The organism is Spiroplasma endosymbiont of Dactylopius coccus (genome assembly GCF_977110965.1).
In genome coordinates, this window is sequence record NZ_OZ373019.1 from 1,717,922 (window position 1) to 1,740,446 (window position 22,525).

Genomic DNA, 22,525 nt, shown 5'->3' on the forward strand with positions numbered 1-22,525 from the left:
TTACTTTATTTTAAAGTAAATGGGTTTTTATTTTGAAAGGAGAAAAAAAGAAATTTGAAAGATGAATCATTAATTTCTAATTATTATGATATATTAAATGTATTACCAACAGCATCAGTAGCAGAAATTAAAAAAAAATTCAAACAGACTGCTCTAAAAACTCACCCAGATAAAAATAATAATCATCAATCAAAAATTAAAATGCAAGAATTGAATGAAGCAAAAAGAATATTAACGGATGAAAACTTAAGAAAAGTTTTTGATCAAAAACTTTTTATTTACTTTTTACAAAATGGTAATAATAAGGTAGTTATTTATTTTCTTACTAATAAAATAAATAATTTAAATATAAATGAAAAAGATAATTCTGGTAATACTCCTTTACATTATGCATGTTTTCATAATTTTTTAGAAACTGCAGATCTATTAATTAAATATGGTGCTAATATAAATGCCAAAAATAATAGTGATAATACTCCTTTACATTATGCTATAATGGGTAATGCTGATTTAAAATTTATTAATTTATTAATTAATAAAGGTGCTAATTTTATTGAGAAAGATAAAATGGGTAATGATAGTTTATCTTTTGCCAAAGATTTTTCAAAAGATAAGAAAGTTTCTAAATTTTTTTTAAAAAAAATGCAAAAATTAAGAATAAAACAAAATCAACAAATCTTATTAAATATAACTAAAAGAATTACTAATATTGAAAGAGAAATTATCAATATTGAAAGAGATATTGCACATTTTGAACAGAAAAAAACAAATTCAGTATTAAATTATATTATTATTATTTTTACTTTTGGTTGTGTTAATAAGAACAAAGATATAAATAAGGATATTTTAATTAAGACTGATCAACTTAAAAATTTATTATTTGAAAAAGAAATTGCTAATAATGAGAAACATGTATTTGAAGAAAAAATAAAGCGATTAAGTTTTAATAAAACTAAAAAAATAAATGCAATGGATTTACAAAATCAACCTTCAACAAGTGGATATAACCCATCAAATTCATCATGTATTTAATAAAACAAGTTAAAAGATTGCAAAAGCAATCTTTTATTTTTAGCTAAAATCAAGAAAAAATGATTGATATTTTTTGGATTTATTATTAAATTAAAATATAATAAATTACTTATTAAATAAAACTTTTAAATCGTACTATTAATATTTTAATAAAATTAAAGTATTAATGTCATAAATAACTAGTTATTTATTGGTATAATAAACAATGTAGGTGAAAATATGGCATTTTTTAAAAATTTAAAGACAAAATTATTTGGTCAAAAGACAACTAAATATGATCAGGGCCTTAAAAAGTCAAGAACATTATTTGCATCTAAAATTAAAGCATTAGCAGCGCGTTATCATCAACTTGATGAACAATATTTTGAAGAATTAACTGAAGTATTAATTTTAGCAGATGTTGGATACAAAATGGCAGAAACTATTACTGATGAAATTCGTCATGAAGCTAAAATTCAAAAATTAACAAAACCAAAAGATATTAATGATATTATTATTGATAAAATGTTTGTTATTTATACTGATGGTCAGTTGGTTTCTACAAGATTAAATTTTAGTAGTAATAATATTTCGTTATTTTTAGTTGTTGGTGTTAATGGTAATGGTAAGACAACATCAGCAGCTAAATTAGCAGCTAAATTAAAAACACAAGGTAAAAAAACAATTCTAGTTGCTGCTGATACTTTTCGTGCTGGTGCAGTTGAACAATTGCAAATTTGAGCAGAAAGAATTGGTATTCCTTGTTATTTAGGAACACCAAAACAAGATCCAGCTAGTGTTGTTTATGCTGGAATTGAAGCAGCTAAATCTGAAGGTTGTGATGTTATTATTGTTGATACAGCAGGGAGATTAGAAAATAAAATTAATTTGATGCAGGAGTTAAAAAAGATTAATAAAATTATTACTCAGAAATTAGGACATGAAGCCAATGAAACATTGTTAGTAATTGATTGTACAACTGGACAAAATGGTATTAATCAAGCGCAAGAATTTATGAAAATTGTTTCTTTGACTGGCATTATTTTAACAAAAATGGATGGCACTGCTAAAGGTGGCATTATTCTTGCTATTAAGGAAGAATTAGATATTCCTGTTAAATTAATGGGTTTTGGTGAAGGTATTAATGACTTGGAAGAGTTTGATTTAGATAAGTATATTTTTAGTTTAACAAGTGATTTGTTTGTGGAGTATGAAAATGAATAGTTTAGAAAAACAAGTTTTATATTATAGTTTATTTGCTTTTTATAATACATTATTAACAGCAAAACAAAAACAATATTTTACCAATTACTTTATTGAGAATTTATCTTTACAAGAAATCGCTGATTTACAAAAAGTATCACGAACGGCTGTTCATGATAGTCTACAAAAAGTTATTATTTTATTAAATAAATATGAAAGTAAGTTGCATCTTTATGAAAAATATAAACAACGACAAGTAATATATGAAAAATATACGGAAAAGTATAATTTTATTAAAGTTTTACAAGAAATTGATAAAATAGAATAAAGCAGGTGGAAATTAATGAAAATTTTAATAATTGGTGATATTTACAGTATTGTTGGTAGACAAATGGTTAAATATTGAATTCCTAAAATAAAAAAGGAATATGAAAATCAATTTAAGATTGATTTAGTAGTTGCGAATGGTGAAAATACTACTCATGGTAAATCATTATGTAAAAAACACTATGATGAATTAAAAAATGCTGGTATTGATATTATTACTACCGGTAATCATATTTTTGATCATCCTGATGTTGCTAAGTATATTAATACAACTCCCGATTTATTGCGTCCTTTAAATTATAATCCTTATCATCCAGGTAATGGTACAATTTTAGTTAAAGTTGGTAATAAAAAAGTACGTGTAACAAACTTAATTGGTCGTACTTTCATGGATAAATCTGATAATCCTTATTTTGCTCTTGAACAACTTATTACGATTGATAAACAAAATAGTGAAGAAAAAAGTGACATTCATATTATTGATTTTCATGCTGAAGCAACAGCGGAAAAGTTATCTTTTGCTTGAAATTTTGATGGTCAAGTTACTTGTGTAGTAGGGACTCATACTCATGTTCAAACAGCAGATAATCGTTTATTACCAAAAGGTACTGCTTTTATTAGCGATGTTGGAATGACAGGTCCGTTTTATTCTATTATTGGTGCTAAAGCTGAAGAAGTTATTATTCGTGATAAAAAAAGTATGCCGGCAAAATTTAGTTCAGCTGATGGTGAAGGTCAATTTTCAGCTGTTTTATTAACTATTAATGATGAGACAAATAAAGCACAAAAAATTGAACGTATTTTTATTCATCCACAAGCACCTAATTTTAAAATTTACGAATAATTACAAATATAGGAAGGGACTAACTTTAACATGATATGAAACAATGCTAATTTTTTTACTGATAAAAATGGTTTATATTCGATTTTAATTGTGATTAGTATATTAATTATTTTAATAATTTTAAGAATTTTATTAATGGCAAAAATTAAAGATAATGTTCATGTACAACAAGCTGCTGAAATACGAGAAAAGGTAATTATTTTACGTGATGGTTATGAAGTAAAATTATTTAAGCAAATGGTTGATAAAAGTACAGTCATTATTATTGGTGCTCATGGCTTGCAAGGTCAAAAAGATGATTTTAAATTATTAAGTTCTTTTTGTAAAAAATCACAACTATCTTTAATTACTTATGATCGAAGAGGTAATGGTAAAAATGGACAAGATTGAAAATTTAAATCATTAGGTACTGATATTAATGATTTAAAAGATATAATAAGTGCAGTAAAATCTAAATATCCTAATCAAAAAATTATTGTTTTTGGTGAATCATTAGGCGCAGCTATTGCCAGTCATGCTGTTAAAAATAATTCACAAGTATCAGCATTAATTACTAGTAATTTAGTAACTAAAAAAAATCTTTATCAATTTTCATTAAGTTTTATTATTTGTTTTTGTTTTGCTTTTATTTTTAATTCTAATATTCAAATGCCAATCTATGTTGAAAATCAAGATATTTCTAGTAATAATGCTCATATTACTAATATAAATCAAAGATATAGTAATCGTCAAAATTGATCATTACGTTTTTTACTACAATTTAAAAAAATTAATAAAAAAAGTATAATGGAAATTAGTAATTCAAAACTTCCAACGTTAATCTTGCAAAGTGCTGATGATGTATTTAGTGATTTTCATCAACTTAAAATTAATAAAAAATATTGGAAGAAACATCATAGTTATGTTTTTATTTTTGATGGTAAACATGCTTTAATTAATGAACCTAATATTAAAGATATATTTGATAATGAAATTATGCCATGAATTACAAAAAAAATTTTACTTGAGAAAGGTTAAAAAATATGAAATTAATACCTAATATTACCCATCCTCTTTTTACTAGTGAGTCTGTTGCTCCTGGTCATCCTGATAAGATTTGCGATCAAATTGCTGATGCAATTTTAGATGGTTTTTTAAAACAAGATCCACATGCCAAAGTAGCATGTGAGGTTTTTATTACTACAAATTTTGTTTTAATTGGTGGTGAAGTTCATAGTCATGCTCAAGTTGATTATCAAGCAATTGCGCGAAAAGTTATTACTGAAATTGGTTATATAAATGATGAAATTGGATTTAATGGTTTTACTTGTGAAATTAAAGTGTTAATTCATGAACAATCACCTGATATTTTACAAGGTGTTGAATTAAAAAATCATCAAATTGGTGCTGGTGATCAAGGAATAATGTTTGGTTATGCATGTCAACAAACAACAGAATATATGCCATTAGCAATTGTTTTAGCACATGAATTAATTAAACGAGCTACAAAATTACGAAAGGAAAAAAAATTTAAGTATGCACTTCTTGATATGAAAGCGCAAGTTACTATTGATCAAGAAGACCCTAAAAATTTAAAAATACATACTATTTTAATGAGCATTCAACATCAAGCAAATTATGATGAAAAACAATTTAAAACATTTATTCATAAAGAAATTATGCAATATATTGCTAATAAATATCATTTAAATATTGATTTTAAATATTTAATTAATCCAACTGGTAAATTTGTAATTGGTGGACCTGCTGGTGATACTGGTTTAACAGGAAGAAAATTAATGGTTGATACTTATGGTGGAGCTGCTTGTCATGGTGGGGGAGCTTTTTCAGGAAAAGATCCCACTAAAGTTGATAGAACGGGTGCTTATTATGCTAGGTATATTGCTAAAAATATTGTTGCTGCTAACTTAGCAAAGATTTGTGAAGTACAATTAGCTTATGCAATTGGAACTCCTGAACCAATTGCAATATTTGTTAATACTCATCAAACTATTATTTCCGGTTTAACAGAGGCAAAATTAACAGAAATAATTTATCAAGTCTTTGATTGTTCTGCTAGTGCTATGATTGATAAATTAGAGTTATTTAAACAAAATTATCAACAATTATCAACTTATGGTCATTTTGGTAGAAATGATTTACAATTACCTTGAGAGAAATTAGATAAAGTTAGTTTATTGAAAACTTATTTATCAAAAAAATAAGATGGGGAGAGATATTTTATGTTTTTAGAAGTAATAGCTACATCTTTAAAAGATATAGAAAAAATTAATAATTCTTTAGCTAATCAAGTTGAGCTTTGTACTGCTATGGAATTTGGTGGTTATACTCCAAATTATGAATTGATTGCTGAAGCATGTAAAATTTCATTGAAACCAGTAATGGTTATGGTTAGAAATAATAATAATGGTTTTAATATTGCTGATAATGATTTTAAAATCTTTAAAAGAGATATTGAATTTATTAAAACAACTCATGCATCAGGTATTGTTTGTGGTATTTTAACTAAAGATAATAATATTGATGTTGAAAGAATGAGTGAAATTATTAAATTAGCAAAGCCTTTAAAAATAACTTTTCATCGTGCTTTTGATGAAATTTTTAATAAAAAACAAGCTTTAGAACAGTTAGTAAAATTAGGTGTTACTACAGTTTTAACTTCTGGTGGTCAAGATAATATTGTAAATAATATTAATAAATTTAAAGAATTAAAGAAATTAAATTTACCAATAAAAATTCTTGCTGGTGGTGGAGTTAATTTAGAAAATATTAATGTTTTATTAAAAAATGGTATTAATGATATTCACGTTGGAAAATGTGTGCACGAAGATAATAATTTTAATAATCCTATTAATTATCAATTAATTAATAATATTAAAAATATGGCATAAATAATAAAAAGTTTTATAATAGATAAGATTAAACATTTAACAAGGTTACTGTTCTTTTAATACAAAAGAACAGTAACCTTTATTGATGGTTTATTATTATAATTAGTTGAGTAATGTTTAGTAATCTGTGTAACTTACAAAAATAACTATGTTTAATTAATTCTATAATAAACCTAGAAAGAGTGAATTACAGATGGCTAAAAAGCAAAATATTAATAATAATGATCCAATATCAAAAGCAGTAGATTTATTATTAGAACCTGTTTAGGATCTTTTTTAACTTATTTTTGATTAAATTAATATCATAAATGTTATTTTATAGTTGAAAAATAAATTTTTAATCGATAAGTTGTCAAATGATAAAATCTTTTTAACAAAAAAATGACAAAGAAAATAAAATGTTAATTAACTGTCAGGTTAGAAATAATTATTCCCTTTTTTAGTTTAATTATGTTTAAAAGATTCCAAACAGGTTCTTAGAAAATACTGAAGATTTAACAACAGTTTTTAAAGAGGGAGGTTTGTATAAAGAATTAACAAAAAGATTAGTAGAAAAAATGTTGAATTCTGAGATGCAAAATTATTTAGGATATGATAAGAATCAACATAGTAATAGTGACAATGCTCGTAATGGTATAAGTTCAAAAAAATTAATAACTCAACAAGGTAAAATTGAGATTGATGTACCACGAGATCGCAATAGTAATTTTAATCCTGTAATAATTGCAAAAAGACAAAGAAAATTTGATGGTTTTGATCAACAAGTTCTTTCTTTATATGCAAAAGGTATGACATTATCAGATATTAGAATGCAATTACAAGAGTTATATCATGGTGCTGATATTAGTGAAAGTGTTATTAGTCAAATTACTGATGATGTTATTGATGATGTAAAAGCATGGCAAAATCGACCATTAGATAGTATTTATCCGATTGTTTATTTTGATTGCATAGTAGTTAAAATACGACAAGATAAACGCATTATTAACAAATCTGTGTATATAGCTTTAGGAGTTGATTTAGAAGGTAAAAAAGATGTTTTAGGCTTATGAATTAGTGAAAATGAAGGTTCTAAATTTTGATTAGCCAATTTCACAGAAATGAAAAATCGAGGCTTAAATGATATTCTTATTGCTTGTAGTGATAATTTATGGATGGGTTACACTTTATTGGACACTAATTACGTAGACAAGTGAACAAATTAGTGAAAAGAAAGGAAGTATAATTATGGCCAATATTAACTCATATTCAGATGAATTTAAAAAACAAATAGTAGCTTTATATCAAAGCAGTAAGTCAGTGTCTTGTCTTGCTAAAGAGTACAATGTTACAAGAGCAGCTACTTATAATTGAATTAAGCAATTTACTAATTCAGGTAGTTTTAAAACTAAAGATAATCGTTTTTTTGAAGAAAATGAATTAATTAAATTAAGAAAAGAATTAAAACAATTAAGAATGGAAAATGATATTTTAAAGCAAGCAGCACTAATAATAGGCAGAAAGTAGAAATTATTGCTAAAAATAAAGTTAAATATAAAATTCGCACAATGTGTCGTTTTTTGAAAATATCTAAATCAACATATTATTTTAACTTAAAGAAAAAAGAAAATAAAATCAAAAATAATATGTATGATGAAGCTGTTATTAGTGCTTTTAAAGAAAATAAAGAAGTTTATGGTACTAGAAGATTAAAAAAAATTTTAGAAAACCAAGAAATTTATTTATCACGCAGAAAAATTAAAGAAATTATGAATAAGCATAATTTAATATCAAAATACACTAAATTATCATTCAAAAATCATCATAATAAAGTCAATAATAGTCAAATAACCAATCTTGTTAATAGAAACTTTAATAATAGGGTTAAAAATGAAGTTATTGTTAGTGATTTAACTTACGTTCAAGTTAATGGTAAATGAAACTATATTTGCCTATTAATAGACCTATTTAACCGCGAAATTATTGGACATAGTGTTGGAGTTAAAAAAGATGCATTACTAGTATATCAAGCATTTATGCAATCAAATCGTTGTTTAAAAGATATCCAAATATTTCATAGTGATCGAGGTAATGAATTTAACAATAAAATTATTAATAATCTTTTATTAGCATTCAATATTACTCGATCTTTAAGCAAAAAAGGTTGTCCTTATGATAATGCTGTTGCTGAAGCAACTTTTAAAACTTTCAAAACAGAATTTATTAATGATAAAAATTTTACATCATTAATCCAATTAAAATTAGAATTATTTGATTATATCAATTGATACAACAACATAAGAATCCACAGCACTTTAAACTACTTAACTCCTATCAAATATCAAGAACAAGTGTCTACCAAAAAATAGTCCTAAAAAGTGTTGCCATTCCATAATTTAACAGGAATGTCAGAAGCAATACAATCAGTTTATCCTAAAACAGAACATCAATTATGCATCGTTCATCAAATTAGAAATAGTTTGAAATATGTCTCATATAAGCATAGAAAATCTCTAGTTGCAGATTTAAAACCAATTTATACTGCATGTAGTGAAGAACAAGCAATGCAGGCTTTAGAAACATTTGAAAATAAGTGAAATAAACAATATCCTCAAATTGCTAAATCTTGATATAAAAATTGAGAAAATTTGATAGTTTTTATTAGTTATCCAACAGAAATTAAAAGAGTAATTTATACCACAAATGCTATTGAATCTGTTAATAGTCAATTACGAAAAGTTATCAGAAATAAAAAAGTTTTTCCTAATGATATGGAAGAATTGAAAATATTTTATTTAGCAATTGAAAATATAACAAAAAAATGAACAATGCCCATTCAAAATTGAAATACAGCAATTGCTCATTTTATGATAAAATTTGAAGATAGAATTAATCTTAACTAGTACTTTGTAAAACAAAGATACACAGATTTCTAAAAAGCCTCTTATTTTTTACTATTTGTGAGTTTTCAGAATTAAGAAACTCATATTTTTTTTCATCTTTTATTTCTTCTATTTCTTCAGGACTTTGTTCTTTAATGTTTGTACTAGTATCAATAATAAAAGAACTTAAATTTTGTTGTGATTGGGTTGGTGTGCTATCATAGTAAATATCAGAAAGTAGCGTTAACGTGTCTGCTTGTTGATTTTCAAATTCTAAAAGACTTGTAGTATCACTTTTTTGATTATTTGTTATGAAAAGACTTGTATATATATTTTCAATTTGTTCAGTTAATTTAATTTTTATTAAAACATTATTGTTATTTTTTAATGATATTGTGCTTATTAAGTTTGTTTCTTTTAATAGTGCTTGTTCTTGATTAAGTTGCAAACCATTTAATAATGGTATTGATTTTCCATATTTTTCTTTAGTTTTTGTTATTCGTTGCTCATAGATTTTCTTGTATTTTTTCAAAAATATTATTGCTTCATTTTTTGTTTTAAAATAATATTTATTAGAGTTATTTTCAAGATTATGTTGTGAGAGATAGTAAGAAGTTAAGTCTATATCTTGTGCATATATTGTAATTTCAATAAACTTAATTTTAAAATTTTCAATTTTTTCTATAAGTAAATTTATTCTTTCAATAAAAACTAAATTTTCTTTTATTTTATTTATTTTTTTCTTAGTTTTTCTTTGTTTAATTTCCATAAATAATTTTTTTAACATTATCTTTTTTTCCCTTTCAATTTATTTTATTAAAAATATGCTTCGTATCATAACTACTAATAGATAATAGAAACTTTGTTTCTTATTGCAGTTAAGTTTTGGTTCATAGTCAACAAATGAATTTTTAGTTGATATCTATCAATAATATAAATAACTTATTTTTATAATGAAGAGTTGTTATTTATACTTGTTAAATATTGATTTGAAAAATCTCCTAATTCCATTGAATTAATTTTATCAATATTTAAATTTGATTCGATTTTTTTATCTAAATTTAATTTTCCATAAATAGCTAAACTTAAAACATCATTGCACATGCCTAAAATAGTTTTATTTACAAATTTGGCAGTAATTGTTTTTTCAGCAATAGAACCATCTCCACCACCTTTGTAGGGCTTATTTAAATCTAAATTCATATTTGTTAAATCAATTCCATACAAATGTCATTCTTTGGTACTTATTTTGTTTGAATAATAATGTTTACATGTTTTTTATGACGATGTTTATGATTAAAAATTTCGGCTTGTTTTAAATTAATTGGTAGTTCTTGTAAATTGGTTAATGATTCTTGTAAGGTTGTTGGGTTAGTTAATGATTTTATTGGCATAGATTGTACTTTTTGTTTTTCATTATGAAATAATGGAATAATTAATATTCATAATTTAAATAAAAAACTTGGATTAAAATATTTCATTTTAACACCCCTTTCAAAATAATAATTAATAAAAATATATCTAAAATTATGTATTTATTTTAACATTTTTTTATTTTTCTTAGGATATTTGCTTTTATAATGCTTTTATAATAATAAACATGGTATATAATTTAAAGCAAGATTACTATACTTTTGTAAATGAAATTTAAATGTATATTATAGTTTTATCGCTATAATTACTAGGTTTATTTTTGGTTTGTATTTTAGATAATAGAAATTTATTTAATAATCATTTATTAATAAATATTAAGTTTAAATTTAATTAAAAATAATAAAAAAAGTATCAATTTTTACCACAAGTGTAAATTTGATACTTAATTAAAATAATTTTATTTTATTTAAAACATTAAATCAGAAAATGGAAAACAAGATTTAAATAGGGTAATATATTTAATAGTTTTTTGTTCACTATAATTTAATTCTGTATTTAATGTCATTAATTGTTTACGAAATTTTTCATAAAACATTGTTCAAAATAATCAACTCATAGTAATAATAAGTAAGCTAAGGAAACTAAAAATTGCTAAGATTTCCTTGTTAATATTATTATTTTGAACTGGAATGTAATATAATAAAGCACAAATAATAGTAATAATAACACCATTTATAAAAAATAAATTAATAATTGGTAGAGTTAAATTACTTCATTTTTGAGAATTATTTTTTCACTTAATAACAAGTACACTACTTAAAGTTTGATATTTATTTCAAGTAGTAATTTCATTAAAATCACGACTTTTTAATTTTAAAATATTTTTTTTAAAATTATAGTTAAGATATTTAAAAGTAAATTTACTTTTAAATATTTGACAATTAATATTTTCATTGGATAATGCTTGTTGATAGCTAGGTTTTAATTTAGTATCATTTTTTTTAGTTTTTAAAATAATAATTAATCAAAAAATAAATTGGAATAATTGAAATATTAAAACCATCGTAATTAAAAATAAACTAATAAGAATAAAAACACTTGTTGTTTGATCTTGAGTAATCATATATTTTCACTATTTATTTTCTATAGCATTAATACCAGGTAAATCCTTACCTTCTAGATATTCTAATGAAGCACCTCCACCAGTTGAAATATGGCTAAATTTATTTTCATATCCAAATTTAACTGCTGCTGCTGCACTATCACCACCACCAATTAGTGTAAATGCACCTTTTAATTGTGAAATAGTTTTACAAATATTTTTTGTTCCATTAACAAAGTTACTCATTTCAAAAACTCCTAATGGTCCATTTCAAAAAACAGTTTTAGCATTAATTAAAGTATTTTCAAATAATTTAATTGTTTTTGGACCAATATCCATTCCTTCATATCCATCATCAATGTTTTCATTATTAGTAATTTTACCTTTGATATCCTTAAATTCCGGAGCAATTACAAAGTCAATAGGTAGTATTAATTTTTCTTTTCCTAATTCAATAATTTCTTTAGCAATATCAATTTTATCTTTTTCTAATAATGAATCACCAATTTTATAATTCAATGCTTTCATAAAAGTATAAGCCATACCACCACCAACAAGAACTTTATCAGCTTTTGTTAATAATTGTTTGATAACATCAATTTTATCTGATACTTTAGCACCACCAAGTACTGCTATGAAAGGATGTTCTGGATTAACAGTGATTTTATTAAGCATTGTTAATTCTTTTTCGATTAATAAACCAACACAACTATTTTTGATATTAGTAGCAATACCAACGTTAGATGCATGAGCACGGTGTGCAGTACCAAAAGCATCATTAACAAATACATCACCTAAATGTGCTCAATATTTACCTAATTCGGGATTATTAGTAGATTCTTTATTACCATTTAAATCTTCAAAACGAGTATTTTCTATTAAAAGTAATTCTTTGTTTTTAAGATTATTAATAGCTGTTTCAAGATTTGTACCACGAGTTTCATTAATGAATATTACATTTTCTTTTAAGATTTCACTTAGTCTTTTTGCAACAGGTGCTAAAGTATTCTTCGCTTTATCAGCCTCAGATTTAATTCTTCCAAGATGTGATAACATGATTATTTTTGCATCTTGATTTTGTAAATACTTAATAGTTTCGATGCTTGCTTTTATTCTTGTATCATCGGTAATTTTACCATTTTCTAATGGTACATTGAAGTCAAAACGAACAATAACTTTTTTATTTTTAAAATCAAGATCCTTTAATGTTTTTTTATTCATATAATTTTCATCTCCTTTTTTCATATTATAATTTTAATATATTTTAAAGCTATTAATAAAAATGCATCTTGTAATTGGTAAGATGCATTTTTGTAGTTTAATATTTTAATTAAACTATTTAAAAATTATTTTAGCTTTGCTAAGTGTATTACTGTTCTTACTAATTGCGATACATATGACATTTCATTATCATATCAAGCAAAAACTTTAACAATTTGTTTGCCTTCAACTTCAATAACTTTTGTTAATGTTGCATCAAAACTTGAACCAAAACTTGAACCAATAATATCAGTTGAAACAATTGGATCTTCATTATAAGCAAATGATTCGCTACTATGTTTTTTCATTGCTGCATTAACTTGTTCAACAGTAACATTTTTCTTTAATTCAATTGTTAAATCAACAATTGAACCAGTAATAATTGGAACACGCATTGCTGAACCATCTAGTTTTCCTTTAACAGAAGGGATAACTAAACCAATAGCTGCAGCAGCACCTGTAGCTGCAGGAACAATATTAGACATAGCACTACGTCCTCTTCTAAAATCTGAATGTTCTAAGTCTAGTAAACGTTGGTCATTAGTTGCAGCATGAACTGTTGTCATTCATCCCTTAATAATTCCAAATTCTGATTCTAGAGCATGAACAACAGGAGCAAGACAATTAGTAGTACATGAAGCACCAGAAATAATATTATCAGTATTTTTTAAAATATCATGGTTAACATTATAAACAATAGTTTTTAAGTCTCCTTTAGCGGGTGCTGAAATCACGACTTTTTTAGCTCCAGCATCAATATGTGCTTGTGCTAATTCTTTTGTTGTAAAACGTCCAGTTGCTTCAATTACGATATCAACATCATTGGCTTTTCATGGTAATGCTTTTGGGTCTTTTTCTTGACAAACTTTAATTATTTTACCATCAACATTAATAGTATTTTTTGATTTGTCTGCTTTGATTTTTCCATGTTTTCAAGTTCTATGTGCTGAATCATATTGTAATAGATATGCTAGAGCTTCTACATTTCCTAAATCATTGATAGCAACAATATCAATTTCTTTTTTGTCAAATAATTGACGAAAGGCAAGGCGGCCAATGCGCCCAAATCCATTAATTGCAATTTTAATTGCCATTATTAAGTCACTCCTTTTATGTGTTTGTTTTTTATATTGATTAATGACTAGGTATATTATAAACAAATATTGTTAATATTTGTCATAAAATATGGATTTATTTATAAAACATTTATTTTATTAGTAAATTATTTCCTTTATTTTAATTATAGTTTTCATTATTTTATTTTTTTATGAAATTTATATTGGTATATATTCTATTTCATTATTAATATTGTCAATATTATTATTTTCAATGGTAGTTTGTGATTCTTCAATAGTTAATTCAATTGGTATAGTTAAAGTTTGAATACGCTCTAATAAACGTTTAACTTTAATTTCTTCTGATTTACTATTTTTTAAATAATAATGTTGATATAGTTCACTAATACTATAGTTAGAATTAATAAATGTAGTTTTTAATGGTAAAATTCGTGCATTAAGAATACTAAATAATAATTCATCACGCTCTCAAGCGCTAACAGTTTCACCGCCTAAATCATCAATAAATAATAAGTCACATGATTTTAATTGTTCAATTTGCTGATTAGTATCAGTATCATTTTTAAAACTTTTTTTAATGTCCATAACAAATTCAGGTCATACAATAAAACAAACAGTTTGATTTTTTTGAATTAATTTATTTGCAAATAAGATAAAAATAAAAGTTTTGCCACTACCTGTGTCACCATATAAGTATAAACCTTGATAACTTTTGTGTTTTAAAGATTGATGTAAATACTGGATGATTTCTTTTCTTGCATTAGTTGAGGCATTAAAATTTTTACTTCATGAAAGTGATAAAAGTTTATCATCATAGTATTTAATTAAAAAATTATTATGTACTTGTTGTTGGACAGATCTATTAATAGAATGAAGACAATCCGTTAGTACTAAACTTATTTTTTGATTAGGTAACATTACTAGTTTATAACGATATCCTTTAACATTTTGTAGACATTTGCTAAGATTCTCTCGTTTTTTACATAAATTGTAGCTATCAATATAAGTTTTTAATAAATCAACATATTGTTCTAGTTTGCTGTTAGTTAAGTTGCTTTTTTTAATAAAGTCATGAAGTTCAGCATTGTTAATGTTTTCTTTTAAGATAGTTGTCGCTTTAAGTTTCATGATAATCATTTCCTTACTTAATAATATTGTTTTTTAATAATTAAATTAATGAGCATCAAATTCCTTTAAAATATTATTTATTTCTTCTTGAGTTAATGTTATATCTTTTTTATTAATATTATCAACCTTATATTTTTTAATTAATTTTTTATTGAAATTATTTGTTGTTGATTGTTCTGTAGTAGATCATAATGATTCTTGTTGAAATTGTTGCTGTGGATTTTTTTTGCTACGAGCATAAGCAAGTTTTAAATGAGATAAAGCATCATCAATACTATTAATTTGATTTTCTTGAAATGTTTCAGCAATTTTAATAATATAGTTTGGTTCTAAACGTTTATTATTTTTAAATCAAACGTATTCAATTAAGCAGTTAATTACAGCATTATTTAATTGAAAGTTATTAGTTAATATTTCTAGTGTTGTTTTTAATTTATCAGTTGGTATTTTACCAGTTAAATTTTTTAAATATTCTTCAGGTAATTTTTGTTGCATTAAATTTAATGTGGTATTAATAACATCAGAATTATCTTTAGATATAATTGTATTACCATTAGAATTTAAATTAACTTTCATAGTGTTAATTTGGTTTTTATTTTGAAATGAATAAATTGCTCTAGAAATTGATGTTTGTTCTTGTTTAGCATAAATATTATTAAGTGCTGTTTTTAATTTTAAAGATTGAGGGATAGTATTTTCCTGTTGAGTAATATTAACATAATTTTCTGTAATTTCAATATCATTTTTCAAAAAATAAAATTTTTGTCTTTCGTAATTTAAAGTTCCTAATTGCTTAAGTAGTTCTGAGTTTAAATGGGTATTAGCAAAAAAATCATCAGCAGATAAGGGAGAACACAATTGATAAATGTAAGTAGATTTTAAAGAATAGTAGTAAGTATTAATAAGGTTAACAGATTCAAGTTGTTGGAAAGCAACAAGTAATTGAGTGGAAGTTATTTTTAATAAAGATTTAATTCGTCCATGATTGAAATCAAGATTAATACGTTTTGTTAATAACTTTTCTTGAACTAAAGTTAAATATAAATTTATTGCTTCAATACCAATTATTGGTTGATATAACATAAATAAAATTTGGTAATCTTCGTTACTAATATATTCTGATTGGTTCAACTTAAAAATATCAATATCATTTATTGTTCTGTTCATATTCATTCCCTAACTTTCTTTTTACTATCCATTTCTTTCATGGTATGATAATTATATGCACATAAAGAATATAAATAAAGTGAAATGATTAAAACACATACTTATCAACATTTATTCCACTTTTTTTTATTAAAAATATTCTTTATTAATATATACTTTTGAGTTTTCCACAGTTAATATTTAATTTGACAGTGATTACAAAAGTAAGTTCCGCGAAGGTTTATTTTTATTTTTTTGATAATAGTATGGCATTTAAAACAAGGCATTTTTGCTCTAGTATGAACTTGTAATTCTTGTTGATAGTAACCTGTTACACCAAGGCTTGAAGTATAACTACTAATTGTTGATCCACCAAGTTTTATTGATTTATCAAGCACAAATCTTGCTTTATTAATGATTTCTTGTAATTGTTTAAGTGTTAAATTTTTAGTAATACTTTGTGGATGAATACTAGCATAAAATAATACTTCATCTGCATAAATATTTCCTAAACCACTCATAACATTTTGTTCTAATAATGTTGCTTTAATACTTTGACTTTTATTTTTTCATTTATTTTTTAAATATTCAGCAGTAACATTTTTATTAAAAGGTTCTGGACCAATATTAATATAAGGTTTTATGTTTTGATATTCATTTTTAGTTTGCAAATGAAAGGTTCCAAACTGTCTTGTGTCATGATATCTTAATTCGTATTTATTGTCTAATTCTAATATTAATAAGACATGTTTTCAATTTATTGATTGATTATTTTGTTGAAAATAATATTTTCCTTCCATTCGTAAATGACTTAATAATACATAATCATCTAATATAAATATTAATAATTTACCAACTCTTTGAACATCATTTATTGTTTGTCCAATAATTTGTTTTTTGAATTGTTCAATACTTGGTGTTTTGATAATTTTATTTAAAAGAATTCTAACACCAATAATTTTATGATTAGTTAAAAGTGGTTGTAAAGTTTTGCGAACAGTTTCAACTTCGGGTAATTCTGGCATTTTTATTTTCCTTCCAATAAAATATAATAAACTAATTTATTTTAAATATTAATAAATTTTTAAAAATTTATTTTAATTCAAATCAGTTATCACCAATACTAGTATTAATTAATAAGGGAACTTTTAATTTAGTAAAATTAGACATAATTTTAGTAATTTTAGTAATAACATCATTAACTTTATTATCTTCAACTTCAAAAATTAATTCATCATGAATTTGTGCAATTAATATTGCATCAATATTTTGTTTTTTTATTTCTTCATAAATTTTATTCATTGCTAATTTTAAAATATCAGCAGCACTACCTTGAATTGGCATGTTCATTGCTATTCGTTTACCAAAATTTTGAATCACCTTATTTTTATTTGTAATTTCCATTACTTCTCTTCTACGATTAAAAATTGTTTGAACGTATCCATTTTTTTCACAAAAATCAATTATATTATTAATATAACTTTTAATTTTTGGAAAAACCGAAAAATATTTATTAATAAATATTTTAGCATCTTCAACTTTAATTCCTATTTGTTGTGATAAACCAAAACTAGAAATGCCATAAACAATGCCAAAATTAATAGCTTTTGCATTTTGTCTTTGTTCGTTAGTAACTTCTGCTAAAGGTATATTTAATATTTTACTTGCAGTTTCGCGATGAATATCATGCTTTTGTTGAAAAGCTTTAATTAAATTTTCATCTTCACTAATATGAGCTAATATTCTTAATTCAATTTGCGAATAATCACAGGATAGTATTTTAGTATGTGGTTTGCTTGGAATAAAGATTTTGCGAACTTCTCTTTGTTCTTTATCGCGAATACTAATATTTTGCATATTAGGATCTAATGAAGATAACCTGCCAGTACTGGTTTGTACTTGATTATAAATGCTATGAATTTTACCATCATCAAAAATATATTTTTGTAAACCAAGTAAGTAAGTGGAATATAATTTTTGTAATTTACGATATTCTAAAAGAATATCGATGATTGGATGTTGATTTTTTAAACTAATTAAAACTTCAAAAGCAGTACTACCTTTTTTATAATTAGGTAATTTTAATTCTTTAAATAAGTATTCACTAATTTGTTTTGGTGAATTTGGATTTAAATTACTATTACTTTCTTTTTTAATTTGTAATTCTAAATCTTGGATTTTTAGTAAAGTTTTATTAGTTAGTAGTTTTAATTTTTTTTGATCAATGTTAACACCATTACACTCCATATTTACTAATACAAAAGCAGCAGGTAGTTCAATCTCTTTATATAAATTTCAGTTATTAGTATCTTTTAATTTTTTTATAAGAATGAGATGAGAATCTGTTAAAAAATTTAATTTTTTTTCTAAAAAAATAGCTATTTCTTTTTCATCATTGGGAATATTTTTTTTAATACCTTTGCCATAGAAATCATCAGCGCTTAAATTATCTTTAACATTGACATTGAGCATAACAGCAATGTTTTCTGGTAATATTTTTTCATTAGCATAAAGAAGGTAAGCAGCTAACATATGGTCAAAAATAATATTATTTATTATTAATTTTAAACGTAGTCCTGCGATAATAACCTTTTTTAAATCTCAAGTTATTTTTTGTAGTTTTTTATTTTGTAAGAAATGTTGAAAATTAGAACAATTAATTGCATTAATTTTATTAATATAAAATGTTCCTTTTTCATTTTTAATACCAAAACCAATAATATTATCGCGATTATAATTATCACCAAAAATTTCTAATCATAAGTAATTTGAATCACAATTTCATTCTTGACTTCACTTATTTATAATTTGAACGTGAGATGTACTATTTTTATTAGTTTTAGGATTAGTGTCTTGTGTTAATAAAGAGTTCATATTATATTGTTTGTAAAAGTCTTGTAACTTTTCATTATTTAAATTTTCAACATTATAATTAAACGTTTCTAAATTACCAGTAATTGGTGTATTTAAATTAAGTTGTGCTAGTTGTTTACAAATAATACCATTATTAAAGTTAAGTTTAATTAGTTTACTAACATTTGGTTTTAATTGTTCTACATTTTCAATAATGTTTTCTAATGTGTCATATTCTTTTAATAAACTAATAGCAGTTTTTTGACCAATTCCTTTAATGCCAGGTAAATTATCAGAACTATCACCCATTAATCCCTTTAAATCGGTAACTTGATAAGGTAATAATTCATATTCTGATTGAAATGTAGAAATAGTAATAACCTTTAAATCACTCATCCCTTTTTGTGGATTAAGAATTTTAATATTGTTATCTAATAGTTGTAATAAATCTTTATCACTACTCATAATATCAATTTGATAATTACTAGCAATTTTATTTTTAACAATGCTGCCAATAATATCATCAGCTTCATAATTATTTATTTGTCCCCAAGGAATTTGTGCTAAGTCTAAAAAAATTTTAACTAAATTAAATTGTTCAATTAACTCAACCGGAGTTTCACTTCTTTTTCCTTTATATGTTGCTAAAGTTTCATGACGAAATGTTTTACGACCAGCATCAAATGCAACAAAAACACTAGCATAGTTGTTAGATTTTAAGTACTTAGTCAACATTCTAATAAAAGCATAGACGGCATTAGTTGGAATACCCTGTAGCGAATGTAGATTAACTCCTTGGTATGCAGTAGCATAATATGCTTTAAATAATAAATTGTTACCATCAATAATTAATGCTTTTTTCATTTATTCACCTAATTTCATAAAATTATTATAACAATAAGTAAGTATAACTTCATATAAAATTAAAAAATTAGCATATAAAAAAAACAAGATTTTTTTCTTGCTATCGAACAATAATTAAGTTACAGATTTAATTGTGTAGAAAACATTATAAATATAAGGTTTTAGGGTTAATTTTAAGAGAATTATTATATTTATAGTGATTAGAGTTCTGTAACTTAATTATTTAAATATTAAGGATATTTATAAATAAATCCTTAACTTTTATTATAACATTCAATTTTTAATTTTTAAATTCATTTTTTCTTTTTTATATATAAAAAACAAGAGCTTTTCAGCTCTTGTCTACACAAGAATTATTGCTAAGGTAATATGTCATTTATAAAAAAGGGGGGTTATTTATAAATAAAAATTAAGGTTATTGGGGTTATAGAGTTTAAATTAGGGGTTTTAGATTAATTTTAAATTTTTTATATTTAAAAATATTATAATTGAATAATGTTTTGACATATTACCTTAATTTTAAAGGACCTAGCCTATCTAAATCCTTATAAGAATAATAACAAATAATATTTAAATTGCAAGGAAATTTGTTATTATTTTTAGAAATAATTTATATTTTCATTTTTTTTGAAAAATATATTCATACTCTATATAAGTTTTTTATTTTTTTGATAAATATTTTTGGAAAAATTGCAATAATTTTACCCTACTTATCTTAGTTTTATAAAAAATATTGGTGCATTAATGGAGTGTTTATTGTTAGTAAAAATTTGGGAGCATACCGATGTTGTCAATAATATTCAAATTTGTCTTAAAATTATAAAGTTAGACGAGAATAATTTTGACTTCAATATGCAATTGTATGTTAATCTTAACACTTGTAAAATATTAGTCAATAATAATACTTACTTTTATAATTCAAAAATTCTTATTAATAGTTACTTTAATAAGTTTTATTTTATTTTTGGTTTTTTAAAATCTTTAATTTTAATTTATAATAACTGGATGGTAGTATTTATTTGATAGCATTTAAAATTAACCATTTTTGTATACATATCAATATTATAGGTTCTATCACCAATCATATGCTTTAAAATTTGTTTAATATTAGTTTCAGTAAAGCAACCAATATTTTCAACTAGTGCTTGGTTTAATACACCATCTTTTGCATTAATAAAATAACCAACTTTTAATTTTTTATATTGTAAAGCTAATGATTGTAAAAAATCAATTAATTCATAATATTGGCCTTTTTCAAATAAAGTTATTGCATTTTGATAGTGTAATTTAGCAATTTTATTTTTTCTTCTTCCAGCCATTATACCAAGAAATAAAACATGAAAAGCATGGAATTTATCTAAAATAAATTTAGCATTTAAAATTGTAGCAGTTTTTCTAATTCATTTTGCACTATCTCCACAAACTACTAAATTTGCTTGTTCAAAATTTTCAAAAAATAAATTACCATGTTTTTTAATTAATTGTGCTGTTTTTTCAGCACCAATTTCTGTTTTTGATACTCTTATTTTACAAACTGCTCTTTTATTAATTAATTTTCCATTTTTCTTTTTACCAGTACAAAATACTAATAATCTCATAGAACATTTTTTACAATTTTTAGTATTGTGTTTTTCATTAAACTTAAATTTTCTATGTCCATCATCAATATTTATATATAAAGTTTGATTTTTTTCTAATACTATTTTAGGAATATTAGCTTTTGGTAATTGAAATTTTTGATAGGTTCTACAAACTGTACTAGTACTTATTAAATCATCAATAAAAGTATCACAAACATCACGATACTTTTTTCCATCAGCAAAATACTTTAAAATTTGTTGGGAGCGTACCGAAGATGTCGGTAACTAAAAAGTTTTAAAAATAGCTCCTTTCTTTTTTTACCCTTGAATTAAAAATAAATGACAAAAGACGAGAATAAAAATCTTGTCTTTTTTTTGTAATTGTAAAATTTTAAAATTTTTATTATTAACACTCTTTAAATATCTACTACACGCAGTGACCAAGTAGGAGAAAGTTAATAATTAATAACCCTCTTTAACGCTATTATCAACACGTGTTAGGGAACTAAAAAAGTGAACTACAACACAGTTGTTAAAAATAGTAGCTAGAGCATGTGGACTTGCATGAATAAATAAAAAGTGGAGTGATACCTAATAAAATATATTAACCAGTAATGGTAATTCTTGGGGTGGGAGCGAATTGGAAACTAGTATATATAGACCTGTTGTAGGGACCTATTGTATTAATTCTATTCTTTATTTAACCAACCTTGCCACTCCCCAGTGAGCAAGTGTTGGTTTTATTTTTTATTTTTTTTGAAAAAATTTTTGGGCGAGAAAATAAATTTCAAACTTGTAAAAAAAATTGAGCGGTGCCGGTTCAATTAAAATATTAATTTGTTTAACACAAATTAAATAAATATTGAATCGAATGCCTCAATGTTTTTTAAAATTTCACAATTTATTTTTGAGCCCAGAATTTCTGGAATGAATAAAACTAATAGTATTAATAATATAAAAATCAAAATATATATTCTTTATGCTAGAAGCAACAGAATATATTAG

General features: G+C 23.8%; 19 protein-coding genes and 2 pseudogenes. 10 read left to right on the forward strand and 11 right to left on the reverse strand.

Annotated features, from left to right (window positions below; genetic code table 4):
• Positions 1-54 precede the first annotated feature (54 nt).
• From ACXUB0_RS10845 to ACXUB0_RS10890, 10 genes and pseudogenes are all read left to right on the forward strand, one after another.
• The gene (locus ACXUB0_RS10845) at positions 55-1,032 is read left to right on the forward strand and encodes a DnaJ domain-containing protein (RefSeq protein ID WP_458258649.1); all 978 of its coding nucleotides are present in this window, start codon (positions 55-57) and stop codon (positions 1,030-1,032) included.
• Positions 1,033-1,251: 219 nt separating this feature from the next.
• Positions 1,252-2,235, forward strand: coding sequence for a signal recognition particle-docking protein FtsY (gene ftsY, locus ACXUB0_RS10850; protein ID WP_458258650.1), 984 nt, complete (start codon positions 1,252-1,254; stop codon positions 2,233-2,235).
• A complete protein-coding gene (ylxM, locus tag ACXUB0_RS10855) occupies positions 2,228-2,542 on the forward strand; it encodes a YlxM family DNA-binding protein (protein ID WP_174481096.1) in 315 nt (104 codons plus the stop codon). Before ftsY ends, ylxM begins: the two co-directional genes overlap by 8 nt.
• A gap of 15 nt (positions 2,543-2,557) precedes the next feature.
• Positions 2,558-3,385: a TIGR00282 family metallophosphoesterase gene (locus ACXUB0_RS10860; RefSeq protein WP_458258651.1), complete on the forward strand. Its 828-nt coding sequence runs from the start codon at positions 2,558-2,560 to the stop codon at positions 3,383-3,385.
• Between the two features lie 30 nt (positions 3,386-3,415).
• Complete coding sequence (locus ACXUB0_RS10865; RefSeq protein ID WP_458258652.1) at positions 3,416-4,402, forward strand: alpha/beta fold hydrolase; 987 nt, start codon at positions 3,416-3,418, stop codon at positions 4,400-4,402.
• An 11-nt stretch (positions 4,403-4,413) separates the two neighbouring features.
• Positions 4,414-5,589 carry a methionine adenosyltransferase gene (metK, locus tag ACXUB0_RS10870; RefSeq protein WP_458258820.1) on the forward strand — a complete coding sequence of 392 codons (1,176 nt, stop codon included), beginning with the start codon at positions 4,414-4,416 and terminating at the stop codon, positions 5,587-5,589.
• Between the two features lie 18 nt (positions 5,590-5,607).
• On the forward strand, positions 5,608-6,276 hold the full coding sequence (locus ACXUB0_RS10875) for a copper homeostasis protein CutC (protein ID WP_458258653.1): 669 nt from the start codon (positions 5,608-5,610) through the stop codon (positions 6,274-6,276).
• 461 nt (positions 6,277-6,737) lie between these two features.
• A pseudogene (locus tag ACXUB0_RS10880) lies at positions 6,738-7,427 on the forward strand (IS256 family transposase); the annotation flags it as partial.
• 76 nt (positions 7,428-7,503) lie between these two features.
• A protein-coding gene (locus ACXUB0_RS10885; RefSeq protein WP_458258654.1) for an IS3 family transposase occupies positions 7,504-8,624 on the forward strand; the annotation gives its coding sequence in 2 pieces (ribosomal slippage) (positions 7,504-7,780 and positions 7,780-8,624; 1,122 coding nt in all).
• A gap of 24 nt (positions 8,625-8,648) precedes the next feature.
• Positions 8,649-9,158 (forward strand): annotated as a pseudogene (locus tag ACXUB0_RS10890) (IS256 family transposase); the annotation flags it as partial.
• Here the strand turns inward: ACXUB0_RS10890 and ACXUB0_RS10895 are convergent.
• From ACXUB0_RS10895 to ACXUB0_RS10945, 11 genes are all read right to left on the reverse strand, one after another.
• Positions 9,151-9,924, reverse strand: a complete 774-nt coding sequence (locus tag ACXUB0_RS10895; RefSeq protein ID WP_458258655.1) for a hypothetical protein — start codon at positions 9,922-9,924, stop codon at positions 9,151-9,153. The pseudogene ACXUB0_RS10890 and the gene ACXUB0_RS10895 overlap by 8 nt on opposite strands.
• A gap of 161 nt (positions 9,925-10,085) precedes the next feature.
• The gene (locus ACXUB0_RS10900; RefSeq protein ID WP_458258656.1) at positions 10,086-10,340 is read right to left on the reverse strand and encodes a hypothetical protein; all 255 of its coding nucleotides are present in this window, start codon (positions 10,338-10,340) and stop codon (positions 10,086-10,088) included.
• Between the two features lie 41 nt (positions 10,341-10,381).
• The gene (locus ACXUB0_RS10905; RefSeq protein WP_458258657.1) at positions 10,382-10,618 is read right to left on the reverse strand and encodes a hypothetical protein; all 237 of its coding nucleotides are present in this window, start codon (positions 10,616-10,618) and stop codon (positions 10,382-10,384) included.
• Positions 10,619-10,977: 359 nt separating this feature from the next.
• Entirely contained in the window at positions 10,978-11,634 is a 657-nt protein-coding gene (locus ACXUB0_RS10910; protein WP_458258658.1) for a hypothetical protein, read from the reverse strand.
• A gap of 9 nt (positions 11,635-11,643) precedes the next feature.
• Positions 11,644-12,834: a phosphoglycerate kinase gene (locus tag ACXUB0_RS10915; RefSeq protein WP_252319026.1), complete on the reverse strand. Its 1,191-nt coding sequence runs from the start codon at positions 12,832-12,834 to the stop codon at positions 11,644-11,646.
• A 125-nt stretch (positions 12,835-12,959) separates the two neighbouring features.
• Entirely contained in the window at positions 12,960-13,967 is a 1,008-nt protein-coding gene (gap, locus tag ACXUB0_RS10920) for a type I glyceraldehyde-3-phosphate dehydrogenase (protein WP_458258659.1), read from the reverse strand.
• Positions 13,968-14,147: 180 nt separating this feature from the next.
• Positions 14,148-15,077, reverse strand: coding sequence for an ATP-binding protein (locus ACXUB0_RS10925; protein ID WP_458258660.1), 930 nt, complete (start codon positions 15,075-15,077; stop codon positions 14,148-14,150).
• A 45-nt stretch (positions 15,078-15,122) separates the two neighbouring features.
• Entirely contained in the window at positions 15,123-16,250 is a 1,128-nt protein-coding gene (locus tag ACXUB0_RS10930) for a DnaD domain protein (RefSeq protein WP_458258661.1), read from the reverse strand.
• 167 nt (positions 16,251-16,417) lie between these two features.
• Complete coding sequence (gene mutM / locus ACXUB0_RS10935) at positions 16,418-17,248, reverse strand: DNA-formamidopyrimidine glycosylase (RefSeq protein WP_458258662.1); 831 nt, start codon at positions 17,246-17,248, stop codon at positions 16,418-16,420.
• Between the two features lie 67 nt (positions 17,249-17,315).
• Positions 17,316-19,940, reverse strand: a complete 2,625-nt coding sequence (polA, locus tag ACXUB0_RS10940; RefSeq protein WP_458258663.1) for a DNA polymerase I — start codon at positions 19,938-19,940, stop codon at positions 17,316-17,318.
• Between the two features lie 992 nt (positions 19,941-20,932).
• Positions 20,933-21,805, reverse strand: a complete 873-nt coding sequence (locus tag ACXUB0_RS10945; RefSeq protein WP_458258821.1) for an Mbov_0401 family ICE element transposase-like protein — start codon at positions 21,803-21,805, stop codon at positions 20,933-20,935.
• Between the last annotated feature and the right edge of the window lie 720 nt (positions 21,806-22,525).